Here is a 20,145-nt window from a genome sequence, read left to right as displayed (position 1 = left end):
GAGTTGGCTGTGCTCCCGCCGGCAAATCGAGACGACGATCGGTCTGACTACTGGTACATCCGGAGCGGCTGGGGCTGGGCCTGCGTGCTCTCGTCCTGGGCCATCGCCTGCATCTGCTGGGCGAGTTGCTCGCGCTTTCGTCGGATCTCTTCGGCTCGATCGACGAGTTCGCTCACGTCGACCGATAGCTCCGCGATCGGCGCGACGCCGTCCTCGAGCAGGACGCTCGCGGCCTCCGGATCGGGGAACTGGGGGCTGCACTCGACGACGAGGCCCATGCTGTCGTAGTCGATCTGTGCGGCGCGGTTGATCAGCGCGCCCGTCGGACCGGTGACGACGCCGTCCTCGGGCGGGACGTCCACGCCGTGATCCTCGAGGCGCTCGCCGGCGTCGCCGGTCGCGATCCCGTACAGATCGGGCCGCTCCTCGTCGCGCTCGGCGGGAAGCCCGCTCAGATAGATCGGCGTCGCCTCGCGGTCGACGATCCAGCTGGTGACGCAGCCGGCGACCTCCTCGACGGCGCGGGCGCTCACCGGCGCGTCGCTCTGGAGGGCGAGCAGGTCTTCCTCCTCGCTAACGTAGAGGCGAACCGGCGGCCGCGCGGCTCGATCGCCGCCGCGGTAGACGCCGATCCGAGGCAGCCCCTCGCAGTGGACGCTCGCGTAGTAGCGCATGTCGAGTTCGCTGACGAGGTGGTCGGTCGCGATCTTTCCAACCAGTCCGACGCCCGGGAACCCCTCGACGATCGTCGGCTCCTCGAGGTCGACCTCCGGACCCTGCACGCGGATCTGTGCCATACGCGAGAAGAGATTCGGCGAACCCATAAAACGATGGCACGATATCCGGTTTCCGCGTCGAACCGCCTGCAATCAGTGCAACCGACACACTTATAGAAGATTATTGAAGAGAGTTGCGTGTGCCTTCTCCACCGGTGGCGAACGCTGAGATGCAACCAGTTGACACCGGTGATGACGGGCGGTGGATCGAGACGAGCAGACCGTCAACTCACGTCGATCCGTGCGACGAACGGAGGCGGACGGGGCCAGCGTACTCGGTCGTCGAATCGATCCGCGAGAGTATCGAGAGCAATTCCCGCGGAGATCCGTCACGGTCTCCGTCGTCGAACCGATCGGCTGGTTGCGACTGTCACACCAGCCACGCCTCTGCTCCATGATCGGGACGTTCGGAACGGATCTCTCGACGGGTGCGATCGTCGTATTCGCTCTCATCGCCGTTGCGCTCGCGCTGTTCGTCACTGAAGCGATCTCGACCGACGTAACTGCGATCGGCATTATCGTCTCGTTAGCCGCGCTCGAGCCGCTGACCGGCGTCGGTCATCGAACGGCTATCTCCGGGTTCGCCAGCACCGCGACGATAACGATTGTCGCCATGTACATGCTCAGCGCGGGTATCCAGCGGACCGGGCTGGTACAGCGACTCGGAGCGTCCCTCGCGAAGGTGACGAGAGGGAGCGAGCGGCGAGCGCTGGCAGCCACGATCGCGACGACGGGTCCGATCGCGGGCTTCATCAACAACACACCAGTCGTGGCGATCTTCATTCCGATGATCTCCGAACTCGCCGAGAAGATCGGAATTTCGCCGTCGAAACTCCTCCTTCCGCTCTCGTACGCCGCGATATTGGGCGGGACGCTGACGCTTATCGGGACGTCGACCAACCTCCTCGCCAGCGAGTTCGCCGTGGAGTTACTCGGTCGCAGCCCGCTCGGAATGTTCGAGTTCGCCGGGCTCGGGCTCGTGATCCTGATAGTTGGCCTCACGTACCTGATGACCGTCGGCCGATGGCTCACGCCCGCTCGAGTGCCGGTCGATGCGGATCTGGTCGAAGAGTTTGACCTCGAGGATTACCTCACTCACGTCCGAGTCAGATCGACGTCGACGCCGGTTGGACTTACGGTCCGCGAACTGGAAGATCGTATCGAGGCGAAGGTTCGTATTCTCCAGCTTCGCCGGGAGGCCGACCTTCGTTCTACGGATGAGGGCCGGAGCGGAGAGACGGTCGCGTCGGAATCGAATCCGACCGGCGCGCCGGATCGTCTCCTCGAATACGACGGTGACGTTCTCGACGAGCCGTCGACGGTAACGGAACGCGATCGAGAGGACGGACCAATCGAGCCCGAACTATCGTCCGAGGCGGTCCAGTCTCTCGAGCCGACGACCGAAGAAACCGAGTCGGTCGTCTCCGTCGACCCCGATCAGCAGATCCGTGAGGGGGACGTTCTTACCGTACACGGCAATCTACAAGCGGTCAACCGCTTCGTCGGAACGCACGGCCTCCGCCAACTCGTGCGGAATCCGGTGACCGAAGATACCTTCGACGAGTCGGCGGGGAACGACCTGCTCGCAAAAGTCGTCGTCTCCACCGAGTCGGCGTTCGTCGGGGATCGGATCGCCGACACACACCTCCGGAAAATCTATCGCACGACGGTACTCGCGGTCCGTCGCGAAGGTGAGTTGCTCCGTACCGACCTCGCCAACCTCCGATTACAACCGGGTGACCTTCTCCTGGTTCAAACGGTTCCAGAGGCGATCGAGTACTTCGCCGGCACGAACGACCTCATCGTCGTCGATGAGGACGCGTTTGATCGACTGCTCGAGCAGGACGTCGACGAAGTGGCGCCGTTATCGCCGAAAACCCCGCTCACGATCGCGATCATGGCCGGCGTTGTCGGAACCGCTGCGCTCGGGCTCGTCTCGATCGTCATTGCGGCACTCGCCGGCGTCTTTGCCATGATCGTCACCGGCTGTCTCTCGACGAGCGACGCGTACGATGCCGTCTCCTGGAACGTCATATTCCTGCTCGCGGGTGTTATCCCGCTCGGAATCGCCCTCGAGGAAACCGGGGGCTCTCAGTTCATCGCTAGCTCTCTGGTCGCGACCGGCGACGTCCTCCCGTTGGTGCTGGTCCTGTTACTGTTTTATATCGTTACGGGACTGCTCGCGAACGTCATCACCCCCGTCGCAACGATCGTGTTGATGATTCCGATTGCGGTCGACGCCGCGTCGAGACTGGGTGTCTCAGAATTTTCGTTCCTGATCGCGGTCATGTTCGCTTCCGCAACCTCGTTCATGACGCCGGTAGGCTATCAGACCAACCTCATGGTGTACGGTCCCGGCGGATACGAGTTCACCGACTTCCTGAAGGTCGGTGCCCCGCTACAGTTTCTGCTTGCGCTCGTCACGACGGCCGGAATCGTCCTCATCTGGGGACTGTGATCGAGCGGTTTCGATCGTCACCGAAGTCCGTCCCCGAACGGACGAAACGCGCTCGAGGCCGTTCTCGTATCCGGGTGCGTCGTGGTTGGTCCGCCGTACTGACGGCTCTGCGTGTTGATCAGGCGCAACTCGGTTCTGACTCTGTCTTCGTTTCGTTGCTCGAATCGACCGGACGAGTCGGTTCGATGCTGTGCTTCGAAACCCACAAGCGCCGCGCCTCCCAATCGACGATCGATGGAGCCACTCGAGCGGTACCGGCCGATCGTCGACGAGTTCGAGGCGTTTCTCGCCGCCTGCGACCGACCGCTCGGAAACGCGGTCCGCGTGAACACCATCAAGGCGTCCGTCGAGCGGGCGACGGCCGCGCTCGAGGAAGACGGAGTCGCGTTCGAACAGGCGGCGTGGAACCCGCGCGTGCTTCGCCTCGAGACCGATTCACCGGGGTCGACGTGGTCGTCCGTCCACGGCTTTACGCACGGCCAGGAGGAAGTCTCGGCCGTGCCGCCGGTCGTCCTCGATCCCGAACCGGGCGAACGGGTGTGGGACTGCTGTGCCGCGCCCGGCGGGAAGGCGACCCAGATAGCGTCCCTGATGGACGACCGGGGCACCGTCGTCGCCAACGACAACAACCTCGGTCGAATCTCGGCGCTGCGGTTCAACGCCGAACGGCTGGGGGCGACGAGCCTCGCGGTTACGAACGCCGACGCCAGGAACTACTCGCTGAAGCCGTTCCCGTTCGACGCGTTCGACCGGACGCTCGTCGACGCCCCCTGTTCCTGCGAAGGGACGATCCGGAAGAACCCCGACGCACTGGACAACTGGTCCGAAGGTCACCTCCACTCGGTCGCCGGAATCCAGAAGGGCATCCTCCGACGAGCGATTCAGACGACCCGGGAGGGCGGCACCGTCGTCTACTCGACCTGTACGTTCGCGCCGGAGGAGAACGAAGCCGTCGTCCAGCACGCTATCGAGAACGAACCCTGTCGCGTCGTCGACTTCGATCTCGACCTCGAGTACGCGCCCGGCCTCCGGGAGTGGAACGACGAGACGTTCGATCCGACGCTCGAGCGGGCCGCACGCATCTATCCCCACCACAACGACACCGGCGGCTTCTTCGTCGCGAAACTCGAGGTGACCGCCGAATGACCGACGGTGACGGGACTGCCGCCGAGGATCGAGACACCGGGCTGGAGTCGAACGTCGGCCAGCGGTTCGATCGACTGCCGGCGACGGCGGCCGAACGAACCGTCGAGGGACGCGCCAGCCGACGCGAGGTCCTCGAGTACTTCGAGGACCGGTTCGGAATTCCGCCCGAGACGTTCGACGACTACTCGTTCTGGGAGAAGGGAGCGGGGAAGATCTGGATCTACGCCGGCGAGGCGTCCTCGCCGGTCGAGATCGAAGCCATCGGCATGACTTGCCTGCGCACGCGCCAGGAACACTGGAAGCCGACGACCGATTTCGTCCAGCGCTTCGGCCGTCACGCAAGCGAGTGCGTGATCGAACTCGATCCCGAGGCGGCACGCCGGTTCGTCGCCGGCGAAGACCAGGAACTCGAGTGGGACGGCGACTGGGGGTATCTGATCGCGGCCCACGAGATTGCCGGCGACCTCGAGCCGATCGGGGTCGGACTGTACGTCCACGGCGAACTTCGTTCGATGGTTCCGAAAGGACGGCAGCGAGAACTTTAACTCTTGCAGGCTACTGCTGGCGCACTCGAGTCGTCTCTCCGTCGAGAAACCGCCTCGTCCAGTTATCGAACGCGGCTTTTCGCTCGAGGAAGACGCCGTGGCTGGCGTTTCGAAACATCGCAAGCTGTGCGTCCGAGAGTCCGGCGTGTGTCTCCCGCAGGATCTCCTCGGGGTAGAACGGATCGTCGTCGCCGCCGATCACGAGGGTTCTGGGGTCGATCCCCTCGAGTCGGTCCGAGCCATCGTACGCGAGGATCGCGTCGATGGAGACGACGACGTCGCTTCCGAAGGCGGGCGTCGGTGGGCGAAGCCGGCCGACGGTTCCCGAGAGAAACGGGTAGAACCGTCGGCGCATCCCCGTGAACATCTCGTCGTACAGCCGGGAGCGGATCGCCGTCCACTCGCGCTCGAGGGCGTGTCCCCGCAGGTCCCGGAGAATGGGGCGACTGCCCGCAGCGACCCGACAGCCGGAGACGCCCACGACCAGGCGTTCGACGAGGTCGGGTCGAAGTCGAGCCAGTTCCTGCGCGATCAGCCCGCCCATCGAGAGGCCGAGCACCGACGCGGTTCCGACGTCCCTCTCGAGGACGCCCGCGTACTCACGCGCCATCCGCTCGATGGACTTGTCCTTCGCCAGCCCTCGAGGCCGGCTCACGACGTACACCGTGTACTCCCCGACGAAGCGATCGAAGTTCCGCCGAGTGAGTGCCGTCCCGATCCGACCGTACTCGCCGTCGAACATCGCGTCTCCGAGTCCGGGTATCACGAGCAACGTCTCCGGACCGGTGCCGACTCGTACGTACGGAAACGCCTCCGCGAACCGTCCGGTTTCGGAAGGGAGAGAGGTGATCATCGTGTTCTCGAACGCTCCACCCGGCCACGCAAAACGGTTGCACGTGGTGGTGCCTGTTTTGTCCGTGATGGTGCTGTGCCGTGTACGTGCTGGTGCCGTGTTTCGGACGCGGAGCGGACGATCCCACGACACCTCACGTCTGGGCCGGATTTTCCGATCCGTTACGGCTCCCGCTCATCAGATGGCACCGACGAGCGAACGAACCGTTTTCGGGCCGTTCTCGAGGACGGCGCGGGGGAACCGCCGCCGCCCACCAGCCAGTGCATTCTCGAGCGCCCGCGTCGCGTCCTCGAAGACGCCGTCGCCGTGGCCGACGATGATTCGCTCCGGCTCGAACCGCCGAAGAGACCGCGGCGGGGCGAGTCGCCGAAGCACCTCCAGCCCGATCCGCTCGTCGCCGACGACGAACGAACCGACCGTCCCCATCGAGTCGGGAACGTAGAGGGTGTCGTGGGAGTCCCAGTAGATGATCGCCTCCTCCCACATCGGCATCGGCTCACAGCGAACGACGTGGGTCGAGGCGTCGAGCGTGCCGTCGTAGCGACGGACCGGCGCGTCGGTTCGCTCCTCGACGCGTCCCATCCACTCGGGCACGAAGACGGGCACGTCGTATTCCCGCGCGAACCAGTCGGCGTCCCGAGCGTGCCAGCACGAACAGACCGCGACGCCGACGACGTCGTCCTCGAGCGTCCCAATCAACTCGTCGACGTCGACGGACCGAACCGGATCGATCAACCAGACTCCGTCCTGGCCGCGAACGGCGTGGCTCGCACGACGACCGAGTTCGTCGGGGTGTGCGATCCAGCCGACACCGTCGTCCCAGCGGTCGACCGTTCGGTACTCCGTCGAGAGTGATCGGACGTACGCCATATCGACGTGTCAGCGCGTACTGAGATATAGTAATCGTTGAAACGATTCTCCACGCGATTGGTCCGAGCAGAAGCCTGATATAGGCGTTTTCACGACTGCAGACCGTGAAGCGGTGCTCACCCCGTTTTTTATCCGGGGGCCGTTCGGTCGGACGTGATGGCGCTGAATATCGGCGAACGAACGGGGACTCGATTCCGACCGACCGCGGGCGGCGGATTGATCGTGGTCCTCTCGAGTATCGCGGTGAGTCTCGTCGCCCTGCAGTTCCTCGGATCGCAACTGCGAATCCACTGGAGCGTCGGGACCCACTACCAACTCGGCCCGGAGTACGCACCGACCCTCGCGGTTCTCGCCGCGTTCCCGATTATCGTGACGGCGCTCTTCGCGGGTCTGTCACTGTTGGGGCGTCGTCTCGAGCGCGTCGAGTCGTTCGAGGATGGTCGGGCGTACTACGAACTCGTCGCGTTCGGAACGATGACCGCCGTCGTAATCTTCCAGGTGACGCTCGTCGGGGCCAATCTCGTGGTGTGATCCAGCTGCACGGACTGTCGTCTCTGCGTATCGAGTGCAACCGCATCCCGTCCGCGGTCCCACCGATATTGGCCGATAGCTGTCCGTGTAGATCCCTGATAAGAGAGGCGTCTCTTCGCTTTCGGTTGTCGGAAAATTTCGCTCAGTGTCACCGTCAGGCGACGATCTGACCGGAATTAGTTGCGGACGACGTTCGTCGCGCGTGGGCCTTTGGGGGCCTGTTCGATGTCGAATTCGATCTCTGTGCCTTCTTCGAGGTCCGGGCCGCCGACGTCTTCCATGTGGAAGAATACGTCATCGTCCGCGTCGTCCGTCGAAATGAAACCGTAGCCGCCTGTGTCGTTGAAGAAATCAACGTTACCTTTCGCCATTACGAACAAACGTACGCCCACTGCACGGATAACAGTTGCGAGGGTCGTGGTACCACGACGGACGCGGCGGGTATCATCGCCGCCAACAGACTGTCAGATCCGATCGGCGCGAACTGTGACACGACCGTTTCGGTCCGTGTGTGAACGACTGCCGCTGTCACTCTTCGCGTTCGACGATCGTTCCCCCGGCGAGGCCCTCCCACTCCACGCGATAGCCGAGTTCGGCGAGCATCGCACTCGAGTCGCTGATCTCGTACCCCTCGAGGACGTCTTCCGCAGCCGAGAGGGTCATGCCGACGTCGATCTCGCTAGCCAGCGCCTCGAGCACCGCCGGTCGAACCAGCGTCCGGCCGACCAGTTCGTGGTCGGGAAACGCGATCCCGTCCAGCGCGTCCTCGCTGACGCCGCGATCTGTGGCGACCGACTCGAGCGAGACGACGTCCGCCTCCGGGCGAAGCGTCTCGGGGAGGTCGGCCGCGCTCTCCGCGACGAGTTGGCGCTCGTACTGCCGGAGGACGTCCGCGACGTCCTTTACGCGGACGGTATCCGAGTAGGGGATCGCACGGAAGTCCTGAGCGGCGATCTCTTCGCCGACGCCGAGGGAGTCGTCGACGGCGACGACCAGTTCGACGTCCTCTAAGTCCTCGAGCTGGCCGAGTTTCTTCTCGACGTACTCCGGGGTCCAGAAACCCATGATCTCGAAGAACACCCGGAAATCGTCGTACCGGTAGTCGAACGCGAAATCGGGGATCATCACCCGGTGTCCCGTCGCAAGGGGTTCGGGCTCGCGGACGAGGTCCCACTCGAGATCGAGAGCGGAAAAGCGCGCCGCGAAGTCGGCTTCGACGCCGCTGTCGAAGCTGACGTCGGCGACCGGGTCGGCGTCGGGCACGGCGACCGGATCGTCGTCCGAGAGTTCCAGGCGTCGTTCGGTTCCGCGGTCGTCGATCGTCGCCTCGAGTGACCACGCGTCGGCGCTCGCGACCGTCCGCAGGAGGCGGGCGAACCGGGTTCCGTACCGACGACTCGCCCGGAAGAGGTGCGTGGGTCCGGTGACGACGACCTCCCGATCGCTGATTCCGCTGGTCCGACTCCCGCCGTCGTCGCTCCGGCGAATCTCGTACATCAGCCGGAGGCGCTTGACCGCCGACACGAGCGCTTTCGGATCGCTCGAGCGGACGCGCAGTTCGGTCGCGTCGAACAGCGCGGTCTGGGCGAGCGAGAGGTTGTACTGCGCGATCAGCCCGTCGGGATCCCAGCGGAGGTCGACGTCGACGAGGACCTGTCGCTCCTCGAGATCGGCGTACAGCGACCGCTCGACGTCGTCCGTCGTGAGGGCGAGCGAGTCGCCGGCGCGGGCGAGCGCCGTTGCTCGCTCGTCTTCGGTGACGACGCCCACGGCCTCTGCGGCCTCGAACGCCTTTCGGCGCGCGCGTTCGGGGTCGACCGCGGCCTCGGTTTCGAACGCCGCGTCGCGTTCGAGCAACGCGGCGAATCCCCGGACGAGTTTGAAGTCGTCGCTGTCGCGCTCGAGCGACGTCAGGGAGTCCTCGAGTTCCGCACGCGATTCGCCGACGTGACCCTGGTACGTCCCGATCACGCGCGCCGCGAGCGGTCGGTGTTCGCGGCCGGCGAACCGGGGGTGGTAGCCGCCGCCGGCGCGCGAGACGCGAAGCAGGTCCTTCGTCAGCATTCGTCCACCTCTCGAGGCCCGAAAATCAAAAGTCGTCCGGACGGGTGGCGCGGTCGTCGGACTACGCCGGTTGCGGATCGCCGGCCATAGGTTCGAATGCACCGGCGACGTTGTGAGACCCGTTTCCCACCGGTTCGAATTCACCGGCGACGTTGTGAGACCCGTTCCTCGCCGGTCTCGCGGCTGATCACTTCGTACAGCAGCGCGCGGCTCCCGTCCGATTTCGGCCGCAAGATCCGACCGAGTCGCTGGGTAAACTCCCGCTCGCTCCCGCTTCCCGAGAGCACGACCGCGACGGAGGCGTCGGGAACGTCGACTCCTTCGTCGAGTACGTTCGACGTCGCGATTCGACTGTAGGTTCCCTCGCGGAATCGCTCGAGGATCTCCCGGCGTTCGGCGGTCCCCGTCTGGTGGGTGATCGTCGGAATTAAAAAGCGCTCGCTGACGTCGTACGCGAGGTCGTTGTGGGCCGTGAAGACGATCGTCCGCTCTTCGCGGTGGTCTGCGAGGATTCCCTCGAGAGTCTCGAGTTTGGCCTCGCTCCCGAGCATGATCTCTCGGGCGCGCTGGCGCGCGAGGAGGGCTTCTCGCGCCTCGGGGTCGTTCCCGGACCGTTTGACGAGTTCCTGGTAGTCCGAGCCGCTTTGCATCCGGACGTTCGACCGCGCCAGATAGGTCGTAAAGATCTCCTGTTTTCGCTCGTACTCCTCGCGCTCGTCGGGCGTCAGCGCCACCTCGAGCCGTTTGACGTCGTAGGGAGCGAGGTGATCGCCGGCCAGTTCCTCGGGATCGACCCGGTAGACGACCGGTCCGACGAGCTCCTCGACGATCTCGTGGGCGTCGTCGGGTCGCTCGAACGTCGCGGTCAGCCCGAGTCGCGCCGGCGCGGCGAGCAGACGAGCGATCTCCCGGTAGCCCTCGCCACCGAGGTGATGAACCTCGTCGAAGACGACGAGCCCGAACCGATCGCCGACGGCGTCGGATTTCAGGTACGCCGAGTCGTACGTCGAAACCGTGATCGGCTCGAGGCGCTGCTCGCCGCCGCCAAAACGCCCGATCGTGACCCCGTCGGACGACGCCGCTGCCCGATTCCGTGCCGAATCGACCGCCGATTCGGAACCGGAAAACTCCGTCTCGAGTTCGCGGATCCACTGCTCTAGAAGGTCGATCGTCGGCACGACGACTAGCGTCGCCACGCCGAGGCGGGCGATCGCCTCGAGTGCGACGACGGTCTTGCCGCTGCCGGTCGGAAGCTCGAGGACTCCAGCCGGTGCGCTGTCGGGACGACCTGAAGCGCCACCGGCGTCAGCCCAGCGATCCGTCTCGAGCCACGCCGACAGCGCCTCCTGCTGGTACTCGCGGAGTTCGTACGCCGACTGGAGGGCGGGGACGGACTCGAGGGACAGGGCGTGATCGTCGACGTCGATCTCGGCGTCTGCGAGCGCCTCGCGAACGGCGGCGTAGTGAACTGCCGGGATGCGCCAGCCTCCCGACCGGTGGTCCGCCTGGAAGTCGGCGGTTACGGCTTCGAGGACGTCCTCGAGCGTGTCACCGGTTTCGAAGCTATCGATCCGGATCGTACCGTCCTCGTACCGAAGTTCGACCGTCGCATCGTCGTCCGGTGGCCGCGTCACGTTCGGTGTACGGTGACGATCGGACATATACTACCGGGATCACCGGACGGGGAAAACCGACAGGTCAACTCTGTGAGAACCTCTCGGAAGCGGCGACCTCAACCCTTTTATTTCCGCTGTTCGTTGAGCCGAACATGAGCGAAGACGAGGGCACGAATTCGGCCGCCCAGGGAGTCCCGTCCGGAGACGAACCGGACGAGGACGAGGCGACAGTCGCGGAACAGCAGCAAAGCGAGGAGTGCGAAGAGACTGAATCGAGCGAGCACTCGGAGGCGTCCGACCCCGCCGACGGAGAGCCGATGGACGCGAACTCGGCCGCGGACGGGTCGGACCCGATCGGCGATGCGGGCGAGGACGCCCAGGAACTCCTCGAGCGGGTTACAGCCTACGACGACGAACTGGCCGAGAACATTAGTTCGATCATCGAGGAGGTACGGGAGCTCTCGGCGACGGTCGACCACCAGCGCGAGGAACTCGAGGATCTCTCCGAGCGCGTCGAGGCACAGGCCGAGACCATCGGCGACCTCCAGGACGACCTCGAGAGTCGAGAGCAGGCGCTGTCAGAACGCGAGGAGCAACTCGAGGAGTACGAATCGGAGATCGAGGACCTCAAGAGTCGGCTCAAGCGCAAGCAAGCCGACTTCCAGAACTACAAAAAGCGTGCAAAAAAGCGCCAACAGCAGATCAAAGATCGGGCCACCGAGGATCTGGTCGAACGGCTCGTCGGCGTCCGGGACAACCTGAAACGAGCTCTCGGGGAGGAAAGCGGGGACGCCGAGGACCTTCGTGAGGGCGTCGAGATGACCCTCCGGGAGTTCGACCGGGTCCTCGAGGACGAGAACGTCTCCGAGATCGATCCCGAACCCGGGGCCGAGGCCGACCCGCAGCGCCACGAGGTTATGATGCGCGTCGACAGCGATCAACCCGAGGGGACCATTGCGGACGTCTACACGCCCGGATACGAGATGAGCGAGAAGGTCATCCAGAACGCACAGGTGACGGTCTCCAACGGCGAACTCGCGGACTCGAGCGACGGCTCCGAAGGGGACGAGACAGCGAGCGAGCAACAGCCCTCCGACGATCCGGCGGCGGCCGAGACGGGGACGGGGTCCGGAGACGGAGCGAGCGAGTCGGACGACGGGGTGAGGGATGGTTCCGACGGCAGCGACGTAGCCGGGATGGACGACGGCGAGGGTAGCGACGGCGCGAACGGTGCTGAGGGAGACCAGGACGGCGACGGCGAACCGATCGAACTCGGCGGGGAGGTCTCGACGGGGACGGACCCGAGCGACGACTCAGCTGCCGACGCTGACGACTCGGGCGCCGACGCTGACGAGACGTAACGAGCCACATCCGGGAGGTGTTTTTCCACGCTCGACGGTGACTGATTTTGGACACGGCTCCTCGAGATCCCCCGACAGCGGTGCGACTCGAGTTTTATTCGAATCGGCAGACCAGCTAGTAACGTTTAAAACAAAGTGCGCACAATACCCGTCACGACAATGGCGAGCAACAAGATTCTCGGTATCGACCTCGGGACGACGAACAGCGCTTTCGCCGTCATGGAAGGTGGCGATCCGGAGATCATCGTCAACGCTGAAGGGGACCGGACGACGCCGTCGGTCGTCGCCTTTACAGACGACGACGAGCGACTCGTCGGCAAGCCGGCGAAGAACCAGGCGATTCAGAACCCCGAAAAGACGATCGCCTCGATCAAACGCCACATCGGGGAGGACGACTACACCGTCGAAATCGAAGACGAGGAGTACTCCCCGGAGGAGATTTCGGCGATGATCCTCCAGAAGATCAAACGCGACGCCGAGGAGTATCTCGGCGACGACGTCGAACGGGCCGTCATCACGGTCCCCGCGTACTTCTCGGACAAACAGCGTCAGGCGACGAAAGATGCAGGAGAGATCGCCGGTTTCGACGTCGAACGGATCATCAACGAGCCGACGGCGGCGTCGATGGCCTACGGACTCGACGACGACTCCGACCAGACCGTTCTCGTCTACGACCTCGGGGGCGGGACGTTCGACGTCTCTATTCTCGATCTCGGCGGCGGCGTCTACGAGGTCGTCGCGACCAACGGTGACAACGACCTCGGCGGCGACGACTGGGACCACGCCATCATCGACTGGCTCGCCGATCGCTTCGAGGACGACCACGGCATCGACTTGCGAGAGGACCGCCAGGCGCTCCAGCGGCTCAAAGACGCCGCCGAGGAGGCGAAGATCGAACTCAGCAGCCGAAAAGAGACCGAGATCAACCTCCCGTTTATCACGGCGACCGACGACGGCCCCATCCACGTCGAGGAGTCGCTGACTCGAGCCAAGTTCGAGTCGCTGACCCAGGATCTGATCGATCGGACCGTCGGCCCGACCGAACAGGCACTCGAAGACGCTGATTACGACAAAGACGACATCGACGAGGTACTGCTCGTCGGCGGGTCGACCCGGATGCCACAGGTCGCCGAAAAGGTCGAGAGCTTGACCGGCCAGGCGCCCCAGAAGAACGTCAATCCGGACGAGGCCGTCGCGCTGGGCGCGGCGATCCAGGGCGGGGTCCTCGGCGGCGAGGTCGACGACATCGTTCTGCTCGACGTGACGCCGCTGTCGCTGGGTATCGAAGTCAAAGGTGGCCTCTTCGAACGGCTCATCGAGAAGAACACGACGATTCCGACCGAAGCCTCGAAGATTTTCACCACCGCGGCCGACAACCAGACCTCGGTGCAGGTACGGGTCTTCCAGGGAGAGCGTGAACTCGCCGAGAAAAACGAGTTGCTGGGCGAGTTCCACCTGACCGGAATCCCGCCGGCTCCCGCCGGGACGCCGAAGATCGAAGTGACGTTCTCGATCGACGAGAACGGGATCGTCAACGTCTCCGCCGAGGATCAGGGAACCGGCGAGAGCGAGGAGATCACGATCGAAGGCGGTGCCGGCCTCTCCGACGAGGAGATCGACCGCCTGCAGGAGGAAGCCGAGAAACACGCCGAGGAAGACGAGAAAAAGCGCGAGCGCATCGAGGCCAGAAACACCGCCGAGGCGACGATTCAACGCGCCGAGACGCTGCTCGAGGAGAACGACGAACAGATCGACGACGACCTGCGCGAGACGATCGACGCCTCCGTCGAGGAGCTCGAGGCGGTCATCGACGACGACGAGGCCGAAGCCGAAGACATAGCGGAGGCTACCGAAGCGCTGAGTTCGGAGCTACAGGAGATCGGCAAGCAGGTCTACCAGCAAGAAGCCGGCGCGGCCGGCGGTGCCGGCGCAGGTGGTCCCGAAGGAGCCGGTGCAGGCGCAGGACCCGGTGGAATGGGCGGCATGGGTGGCATGGGCGGCGGCCCGAACCCCGGTGGCGACGGCGGTGCTGGCGGTGACGGCGAGGAGTTCGTCGACGCGGACTTCGAGGACGTCAGCTTCGACGAAGACGAGGACGAAGACGACGAGTAACGCCGCTGTAGCAGACTCGAGACGACGAGCAGGGCCACCGTCGGAGACTCGAGACGGCGTGGTCGCCCGTTGCGGTTTTTTCGATTCGACCGCTCGTCGTGTGACGCGACGATTCACGGTCGAGCGACGCCCGACCGAGTGGCTGGTGAGAGTCGATCGCTGTCCGATTGCGCTGTGTCTTTTTGTACGCTCCGTCGAAACGACTGTGTATGCGAGCTGCCGTACTCGAAGAACACGGAGAGCCCCTCGTGATCGAGGATGTCGAGTATCCCGAACCCGATCGAGGTGAGGTCGTCGTCGAAACGGAGGCGTGTGGCGTCTGCCGGAGCGACTGGCACGCCTGGCAGGGCGACTGGAGCTGGATCGGAGCGTCGGTGTCGCCGGGGCAGATCCTCGGCCACGAGCCCGCGGGCGTCGTCGCGGCGGTCGGCGACGGCGTCGAAACGCTCGAGGAAGGTGATCGGGTGACGGTCCCGTTTCACCTCGGCGACGGCACGTGTCCCCACTGCCGTGACGGTCGGTCGAACAACTGCGAATCGGTCGTTCCGCTCGGGCTATCGAGCGCCGCTCCGGGTGCGTTCGCGGAGGCGTTTCCCGTTCGGGAAGCGGACCTCAACTGCGTCGAACTTCCAGACGGGGTCGGGTTCACCGAGATGGCCGGTCTCGGCTGTCGGTTCGTGACGGCCTACCACGCGCTGGTCAACCGGGGACGACTCCAGCCCGACCAGTGGGTCGCGATCCACGGCTGTGGCGGGGTCGGTCTCTCGGCGATCCACGTCGCGAGCGCGCTCGGGGCGCGTCCCGTCGCCGTCGACGTCCGGCCGGAACCCCTCGAGCGCGCGCGGGAACTTGGGGCCGCGGAGACGATCGACGCGACGGCGGTCGAAGACGTCGGTCGGGAGGTCCTCGCGATCACCGACGGGGGAGCCGACCTCTCGGTCGACGCACTCGGGATCGCGGACACCTGTCGGAACTCGATCCGAAGCCTGGGAACCAGAGGGACCCACGTTCAGGTGGGTCTTACGACCGACGACGAAGCGGGATCGATCGAGCTTCCGGTGGACGTGATGACGCTTCGCGAGATCGATTTCCACGGATCTCACGGCATGCCCCCCGTCACATACGAAGAGCTGTTCGAGTTGATCCAGCAGGGTACCCTCGAGCCGGGCAAGATCGTCGGCGAGACGCTTTCGCTCGAGGAATTACCGGGGACGCTCGCCGCGATGAACGACTACGAAACGGTCGGCATTCCCGTCGTCACGGAGTTCTGATCGACGGTAATATCTGGGGTCTGAAACCCGGGCGGGGGCGGGGCCCGCCCCGGTATGAGAGACATGAGCTAACTCGAAGCGGGGGCGAGTCCACTTCCGAGCGATCCGGGCACGAACGCACGCAATCGGCTGGTCAACGCGGTGATGTCTGGGCCGAACGCATACCCGGCGGGGCGTTTCATCCCCGCACGTGGTTCGAAGGGCAACGTCCCACATTGTTATGAGGTCGATTGGACTCGAGTAGCACGCGTCTCTCGTTGACAGGGTGGTTGTAACGCCGCTATAGCACCGAACTACGGATTCGTTGCCCCTGCTTTCGAGACGATATCGTCCACCTGAATCACCGTATACTGATCGTACACTCGCCGGTGACCTCCCGGGGAACTCCACTGTCACCGGCTGTCTCTACCAGCGACCGGCGGTCGGTGTGACGGCTTTGCCGGACGGCCAGTTCCCGAGGGGGAAATCGCCACCACCGTCCGGTCGGTCGTCGTCTCCAACCGTCCAGTCGGTCGTCGTCCCACCGTCCAGACGGAAATCGTCACCGCCGTGAGTCTCCCGGCTCCCACGTTCAGTCGGCGGCAGATGCATACGGACGGCCGTCGTGGCGTACGCATGAGTGAATCCCACCCCACCGTTCGATCGCCGCTGCGAATCGGTGTCGTCGGACTCGGATACATCGGGACGACCGTGGGCGGACAGTTTTTTCGACGTCCGGACTCGGCGGTGAGCGCGATCTGTGATCCGGACGACGGTCGCCTCGCCGAGATCGGCCGCGAGTTCGACGTGCCGGCCGAGAGACGGTATCGGGAGTATTCGACGATGCTCGAGCGGCGGGCGGACGACCTGGACGCAGTACTGATCGGGACGCCACACACGCTTCACTACGAGCAGGTTTCGGCGGCGCTCGAGCGTGACCTCCACGTCTACTGTGACAAGCCCCTGACGACGGATCTCGAGCACGCACGCGATCTCGTGGAGCGATCCGACCGGAGCGAGCGAACGCTGATGGTCGGCTACCAGCGCCACCTTCAGGCGGCGTTTCGAACGGCACGCGAGCGTTTCGGGGACGACGGACCGAACTGGTTGACCGCCTCGATCACGCAAGACTGGATCGACGACTCGAGGGGGACGTGGCGACTCGATCCCGCACTCTCCGGCGGCGGATTCCTCTACGATACCGGCAGTCACGTTCTCGACGGCGTCCTCTGGACGACTGGGCTCGAACCCGAGTCCGTCACCGCGAGCATGGAGTTTCACGACGACGAGCGCCGGATCGACCGACGGGCACACCTCGACGTCCGCTTTTCGAACGGGGCGACCGGCACGTTCTCGTTCAACGGCGACGCACCGTCGGTTCGCGAACACGTCCACTTCTGGGACGACGGCGGTGCCGTTTACCTCGAGGGGACCCAGTGGGGATCGCGGGAGATACTCGAGATCGATTCCGATGCCGGCGAACACGTTCCGTACCTTGACCCGCGCCGTGAACCGTCGCGGGCGGAGGCGTTCATCGAGAGCGTCCGGGACGGGACGGAACCGCCGGCGACGGCCCGGGACGCCCTCGCGGTGACGGCGCTTTCCGAAGCGGCGTACGAAGCGGCCCGAACCGGCCACAGCGTCACCGTTGATCAGTAGCTCGAGCCGGTAAACTGGTCCTTACGGTCCGTATGAGGGACTCTCGAGCCCATTTGCGGAGGATGTGCCGACTCGATCGAGCAAGCGGTTTCGCGACCGACGCCTGGCGGTAGTCGGCGGTTACTTCCCGATCTGACCGCAATCAGGCGACGTATCACGGGTGAGTGTGGGTTACGTTCTCATGGTGGATGAAACGCCGGTAATACCGGCGTAGAGCCGGTTCGCTTTCGGTTACAAGCCGGATAACTACAACCGGTGGAACCTAGCCGTCTGGTATGATCACCTGCACAAACTGCGATACCCCACAGTTCCTGCAGATCACCCAGAGCCGGATTTACTTCGAAAACGGCGAAATAATAAACGAGATATCCGAATCCTACGAGTGTACGCTCTGTGGATCGACCGGCCAGTACGTCTACGACGACGACCGCGACGAAGAGGCCGTCACCGGCGACGTCGAACTCACCACGGAACGCCCGAAGTTCGCTTGACCGCAGGCCCCAGGTGAGGGTATCGACCATCGCGTTTCGCGACTGTGGGATATCGTCCGCCGTGTACCGGCCGCTTACGAATCGATCGATTTCGACGCGCCGTTCGATTCTTCTCTCGCGTTCCCGGATTCGGATTCTCCCCTCGCGTTCCAGGACCTGGATTCTCCCCTCGAATTCACGCGGCTCGTTTCTCCCCTCGAGCGTCTGGGGCTGTGCTGGCGGCGAGTGATGGCCGACCGTCTGCGTTCGACGTCCCACTCCTCGAAGAGCCCGTACTCGGTCATCGTGTTCATTCCGGCAACCGCCGCGGTGAGTTTGATTCCGACGAGCGGGACGTCAGCGACCGAAACGATCACGTCGGCGCGAAGGATCGCACCGTCTCTGAGCACCACGTCGAGAACGTCGACGAGCGCCTCGTCGTCTTTTCTCGGTCTCATGGATTCGGGTCGGCCGGTCGGGTATCGGTCGAATCGTCGTCTCCGAGTGCCGGCGTGAACGTGTACGGTGGCCACGGGCCCGTGAACCTGACCTCGAGGCCGTCGGTCGACGCCACGTCCTCGAGAATCGATCCGATCTCGCCCTCCTCGTCCTCGTGTGCGAGCAGGGTGAGTCGACAGAGAGTTTCGCCGTCGCCGGTGGTCCCGTCGGTCGCGTCCGATCCGCCGCCGGTCGCCAGATCGTCCGACAGCGACGCGGTCGGGGACCGTTCGAGCGCGTGGACCTCCCGCGCCACGTCGTCGAGCCGGTCCGTCAGATCGTTCGTCAGTGACTCCCGACGGGCCGCTCGCAGTTCCGCGATGCGTTGGTCGTACTGCTTTTCGAGCAGGAAGGCTGTCCCCTCTCCGGCGTCGTCGATCCGTCGATCGAGGTCCCGAAGCTCGTCGTCGTGCTCGAGTAGACGGTCGTCACCGATGGGTTCGGTTTCGACGACTTCGACCCGGTACTCCCAGTGAGCTGCGAGTTCCGAGAGCGTCCGCTCGAGGAGGTCGTACTCCTCGCGAAGCCACGTCCGCACGTCGTCGTCGTCCCCGCGGAGGATCGTATCGAACTGGAACGGAACCGGCGTTCCGAACGCCTCACCCGCCTCGTCGACCGTCACCTGATGGCGGACGAGCCAGCGTTTGATCTGCTCGAGATCGGACGAGTCGTAGAGACCGTCGCAGTCGTGGACGACCGCACCGATCCCGTCTTCCGTGACGACCGAGACGGGTTCGTCGTCGACGCCGGTCGCGTCGAAGGTGGCGTCGTCGTCGGCACGGACGAGACAGTAGAGATACCGCCCCTCGTCGATCTCCGGAGTCTCGGCCCCGTCAGCGCCAGCGGGCGGTCGCTCGACCGCATCCGGATCCTCGAGGCGGTCGTCCGACCGGTCGGCAGTCACTCGTCTTCACCCCCGAACACGGAGTAGCCGGGGCCGGACACGACGCCGGGGTCCTCGTGGAGCTGGTCGATCGCGTCCGTGACGAGCCCGTCGAGGTCCCCGCGGAGGTCGTCGACGCCGTCCTCGACCCCTTCGTCGCGTTTGAGCTGGTCGATTTCGGCTTCGATCCTCGCGAGTTGGCCGCCGAGCCGTTCGATCTCCTCGTCGGAGAGCTCTCCCGAATCCATGCGCCGGACCGCCTCGCGCTCTAACGTGTCGATTAGGATCTCGACGACCGTAACGACGAGCGTGACCAGTCCCTGACGTGCGTCCTCACCGTCACCGACGTCGATCCGGGTCACGTTAGCTCTCCTCCGTTTCCGCCGCCATTCCCTCGTCGTCAGCTTCCTCCGAAGAGTCGGTTTCCGCGGAACCCTCCGGGCCGTCCTCGGACTCCTCGCCGTCGCCGCCGCCATCGTCGGTTCCGATCATGTCGAATCCGCCGCTCGTCGGCCGCTCCGGGTCCGGCCGCGCGCCGAGTCGTTCGGTCCCACGATCCGGCGGCTCGAACGTTCCGCCGTCTTCGCTCGAGTCGTCGTCTCCTCTATCGGTCCCGCTCGAGGTCTCTCCCTCGCCCGTATCGCCGTCGGCTCCCTCACGCGTCTCGTCCGCGTACCGATCGTCGGGCGTAACGTTGACGCCCCGAGTCGGATCGATCGCGGGGTTGGGTCGCTCCATTTCCGCGAGTTCGGGTTCGCCGGCCGCCTCGGCCACCCGTCGCATGTCCGTTCCCTCCGGGAACTCGAGGCCGTACTTCGCCGCGGTCTCGAACGACGCGATCGCGGCCCGGACCTGTACGCCGAGCAGTTGCGTGTCACCGATCGAGACGGCGATGTCGGCGTTGATGACGATCCCTTTGTCGAGTAACATCTCGACGACTTCGGCGAGATCGGTCTTCTGGCGGCTGGGCTGGAAGTCATCGACCATCGCACTCACCTCCGACGCTGAATCGCCTCCCCGGGTGGGGCCCGCCGGGACGTCGTCCGTCCGGTG

General features: G+C 64.8%; 20 protein-coding genes. 9 read left to right on the top strand and 11 right to left on the bottom strand.

Annotated features, from left to right (window positions below; genetic code table 11):
* Positions 1-47: 47 nt before the first annotated feature.
* Positions 48-797, bottom strand: a complete 750-nt coding sequence (locus EA473_RS06970) for a proteasome assembly chaperone family protein (protein WP_124194943.1) — start codon at positions 795-797, stop codon at positions 48-50.
* Between the two features lie 373 nt (positions 798-1,170).
* Here EA473_RS06970 and EA473_RS06965 point away from each other — a divergent pair, with 373 nt between their 5' ends.
* The 3 genes from EA473_RS06965 (at position 1,171) to EA473_RS06955 (ending at position 4,925) form a co-directional block, all read left to right on the top strand.
* Positions 1,171-3,234 carry an SLC13 family permease gene (locus tag EA473_RS06965; RefSeq protein ID WP_124195052.1) on the top strand — a complete coding sequence of 688 codons (2,064 nt, stop codon included), beginning with the start codon at positions 1,171-1,173 and terminating at the stop codon, positions 3,232-3,234.
* Positions 3,235-3,468: 234 nt separating this feature from the next.
* Positions 3,469-4,380: an RsmB/NOP family class I SAM-dependent RNA methyltransferase gene (locus EA473_RS06960; protein ID WP_124194942.1), complete on the top strand. Its 912-nt coding sequence runs from the start codon at positions 3,469-3,471 to the stop codon at positions 4,378-4,380.
* Positions 4,377-4,925 (top strand): DUF7122 family protein, encoded by a 549-nt coding sequence (locus EA473_RS06955; protein ID WP_124194941.1) that lies wholly within the window; start codon positions 4,377-4,379, stop codon positions 4,923-4,925. Before EA473_RS06960 ends, EA473_RS06955 begins: the two co-directional genes overlap by 4 nt.
* Positions 4,926-4,935: 10 nt before the next feature.
* Here the strand turns inward: EA473_RS06955 and EA473_RS06950 are convergent, their stop codons facing one another.
* Positions 4,936-5,778 (bottom strand): alpha/beta fold hydrolase, encoded by an 843-nt coding sequence (locus tag EA473_RS06950; protein ID WP_124194940.1) that lies wholly within the window; start codon positions 5,776-5,778, stop codon positions 4,936-4,938.
* Between the two features lie 177 nt (positions 5,779-5,955).
* A complete protein-coding gene (locus tag EA473_RS06945) occupies positions 5,956-6,648 on the bottom strand; it encodes a hypothetical protein (protein WP_124194939.1) in 693 nt (230 codons plus the stop codon).
* 156 nt (positions 6,649-6,804) lie between these two features.
* Between EA473_RS06945 and EA473_RS06940 the strand changes: the two genes are divergently transcribed.
* Positions 6,805-7,179 (top strand): hypothetical protein, encoded by a 375-nt coding sequence (locus tag EA473_RS06940; protein ID WP_124194938.1) that lies wholly within the window; start codon positions 6,805-6,807, stop codon positions 7,177-7,179.
* A 176-nt stretch (positions 7,180-7,355) separates the two neighbouring features.
* Here the strand turns inward: EA473_RS06940 and EA473_RS06935 are convergent, their stop codons facing one another.
* The 3 genes from EA473_RS06935 to EA473_RS06925 all read right to left on the bottom strand — a co-directional run bounded on the left by EA473_RS06935 (position 7,356) and on the right by EA473_RS06925 (position 10,904).
* Positions 7,356-7,550: a cold-shock protein gene (locus tag EA473_RS06935; RefSeq protein WP_097009945.1), complete on the bottom strand. Its 195-nt coding sequence runs from the start codon at positions 7,548-7,550 to the stop codon at positions 7,356-7,358.
* Between the two features lie 157 nt (positions 7,551-7,707).
* Positions 7,708-9,243: a DUF790 family protein gene (locus tag EA473_RS06930; RefSeq protein WP_124194937.1), complete on the bottom strand. Its 1,536-nt coding sequence runs from the start codon at positions 9,241-9,243 to the stop codon at positions 7,708-7,710.
* Positions 9,244-9,383: 140 nt separating this feature from the next.
* Positions 9,384-10,904, bottom strand: a complete 1,521-nt coding sequence (locus EA473_RS06925; RefSeq protein WP_124194936.1) for a DEAD/DEAH box helicase family protein — start codon at positions 10,902-10,904, stop codon at positions 9,384-9,386.
* A 107-nt stretch (positions 10,905-11,011) separates the two neighbouring features.
* On the opposite strand from EA473_RS06925, the gene grpE reads away from it, so the two are divergent.
* The 3 genes from grpE to EA473_RS06910 all read left to right on the top strand — a co-directional run bounded on the left by grpE (position 11,012) and on the right by EA473_RS06910 (position 15,603).
* Positions 11,012-12,220, top strand: coding sequence for a nucleotide exchange factor GrpE (gene grpE / locus EA473_RS06920; RefSeq protein WP_124194935.1), 1,209 nt, complete (start codon positions 11,012-11,014; stop codon positions 12,218-12,220).
* Between the two features lie 159 nt (positions 12,221-12,379).
* A complete protein-coding gene (gene dnaK, locus EA473_RS06915) occupies positions 12,380-14,332 on the top strand; it encodes a molecular chaperone DnaK (protein WP_124194934.1) in 1,953 nt (650 codons plus the stop codon).
* A 209-nt stretch (positions 14,333-14,541) separates the two neighbouring features.
* Positions 14,542-15,603 (top strand): zinc-dependent alcohol dehydrogenase family protein, encoded by a 1,062-nt coding sequence (locus tag EA473_RS06910; RefSeq protein ID WP_124194933.1) that lies wholly within the window; start codon positions 14,542-14,544, stop codon positions 15,601-15,603.
* Positions 15,604-16,008: 405 nt separating this feature from the next.
* Here EA473_RS06910 and EA473_RS06905 read toward each other — a convergent pair whose 3' ends face one another.
* Complete coding sequence (locus tag EA473_RS06905; RefSeq protein WP_124194932.1) at positions 16,009-16,194, bottom strand: hypothetical protein; 186 nt, start codon at positions 16,192-16,194, stop codon at positions 16,009-16,011.
* Between the two features lie 24 nt (positions 16,195-16,218).
* Between EA473_RS06905 and EA473_RS06900 the strand changes: the two genes are divergently transcribed.
* Both EA473_RS06900 and EA473_RS06895 read left to right on the top strand, forming a co-directional pair.
* Complete coding sequence (locus EA473_RS06900) at positions 16,219-17,241, top strand: Gfo/Idh/MocA family protein (protein ID WP_124194931.1); 1,023 nt, start codon at positions 16,219-16,221, stop codon at positions 17,239-17,241.
* Between the two features lie 275 nt (positions 17,242-17,516).
* Entirely contained in the window at positions 17,517-17,732 is a 216-nt protein-coding gene (locus EA473_RS06895) for a hypothetical protein (protein ID WP_124194930.1), read from the top strand.
* A gap of 74 nt (positions 17,733-17,806) precedes the next feature.
* Here the strand turns inward: EA473_RS06895 and gvpM are convergent, their stop codons facing one another.
* Genes gvpM through gvpJ form a run of 4 tightly spaced genes read right to left on the bottom strand, consistent with a single transcriptional unit; the run spans position 17,807 to position 20,079 of the window.
* Complete coding sequence (gene gvpM / locus EA473_RS06890; protein WP_124194929.1) at positions 17,807-18,169, bottom strand: gas vesicle protein GvpM; 363 nt, start codon at positions 18,167-18,169, stop codon at positions 17,807-17,809.
* Entirely contained in the window at positions 18,166-19,113 is a 948-nt protein-coding gene (gene gvpL, locus EA473_RS06885; RefSeq protein ID WP_124194928.1) for a gas vesicle protein GvpL, read from the bottom strand. The genes gvpM and gvpL overlap by 4 nt, the downstream gene beginning before the upstream one ends.
* The gene (locus EA473_RS06880) at positions 19,110-19,454 is read right to left on the bottom strand and encodes a gas vesicle protein K (protein ID WP_124194927.1); all 345 of its coding nucleotides are present in this window, start codon (positions 19,452-19,454) and stop codon (positions 19,110-19,112) included. Before EA473_RS06880 ends, gvpL begins: the two co-directional genes overlap by 4 nt.
* 1 nt (position 19,455) lies before the next feature.
* A complete protein-coding gene (gene gvpJ, locus EA473_RS06875; RefSeq protein WP_124194926.1) occupies positions 19,456-20,079 on the bottom strand; it encodes a gas vesicle protein GvpJ in 624 nt (207 codons plus the stop codon).
* Positions 20,080-20,145 lie beyond the last annotated feature (66 nt).

It is taken from the genome of Natrarchaeobius chitinivorans (genome assembly GCF_003841505.1).
GTDB lineage: Archaea > Halobacteriota > Halobacteria > Halobacteriales > Natrialbaceae > Natrarchaeobius > Natrarchaeobius chitinivorans.
This window is presented reverse-complemented; position numbering and strand designations above follow the sequence as displayed.

Coding starts and splice junctions, on each gene's coding strand:
- gvpJ (WP_124194926.1), bottom strand. CDS start 20,079: ATGGTCGATGACTTCCAGCCCAGCCGCCAGAAGACCGATCTCGCCGAA.
- EA473_RS06965 (WP_124195052.1), top strand. CDS start 1,171: ATGATCGGGACGTTCGGAACGGATCTCTCGACGGGTGCGATCGTCGTA.
- EA473_RS06960 (WP_124194942.1), top strand. CDS start 3,469: ATGGAGCCACTCGAGCGGTACCGGCCGATCGTCGACGAGTTCGAGGCG.
- EA473_RS06950 (WP_124194940.1), bottom strand. CDS start 5,778: ATGATCACCTCTCTCCCTTCCGAAACCGGACGGTTCGCGGAGGCGTTT.
- EA473_RS06945 (WP_124194939.1), bottom strand. CDS start 6,648: ATGGCGTACGTCCGATCACTCTCGACGGAGTACCGAACGGTCGACCGC.
- EA473_RS06935 (WP_097009945.1), bottom strand. CDS start 7,550: ATGGCGAAAGGTAACGTTGATTTCTTCAACGACACAGGCGGCTACGGT.
- grpE (WP_124194935.1), top strand. CDS start 11,012: ATGAGCGAAGACGAGGGCACGAATTCGGCCGCCCAGGGAGTCCCGTCC.
- EA473_RS06905 (WP_124194932.1), bottom strand. CDS start 16,194: ATGCATCTGCCGCCGACTGAACGTGGGAGCCGGGAGACTCACGGCGGT.
- gvpM (WP_124194929.1), bottom strand. CDS start 18,169: ATGAGACCGAGAAAAGACGACGAGGCGCTCGTCGACGTTCTCGACGTG.
- EA473_RS06900 (WP_124194931.1), top strand. CDS start 16,219: ATGAGTGAATCCCACCCCACCGTTCGATCGCCGCTGCGAATCGGTGTC.
- EA473_RS06925 (WP_124194936.1), bottom strand. CDS start 10,904: ATGTCCGATCGTCACCGTACACCGAACGTGACGCGGCCACCGGACGAC.
- EA473_RS06895 (WP_124194930.1), top strand. CDS start 17,517: ATGATCACCTGCACAAACTGCGATACCCCACAGTTCCTGCAGATCACC.
- EA473_RS06940 (WP_124194938.1), top strand. CDS start 6,805: ATGGCGCTGAATATCGGCGAACGAACGGGGACTCGATTCCGACCGACC.
- EA473_RS06910 (WP_124194933.1), top strand. CDS start 14,542: ATGCGAGCTGCCGTACTCGAAGAACACGGAGAGCCCCTCGTGATCGAG.
- EA473_RS06955 (WP_124194941.1), top strand. CDS start 4,377: ATGACCGACGGTGACGGGACTGCCGCCGAGGATCGAGACACCGGGCTG.
- EA473_RS06970 (WP_124194943.1), bottom strand. CDS start 797: ATGGCACAGATCCGCGTGCAGGGTCCGGAGGTCGACCTCGAGGAGCCG.
- EA473_RS06930 (WP_124194937.1), bottom strand. CDS start 9,243: ATGCTGACGAAGGACCTGCTTCGCGTCTCGCGCGCCGGCGGCGGCTAC.
- dnaK (WP_124194934.1), top strand. CDS start 12,380: ATGGCGAGCAACAAGATTCTCGGTATCGACCTCGGGACGACGAACAGC.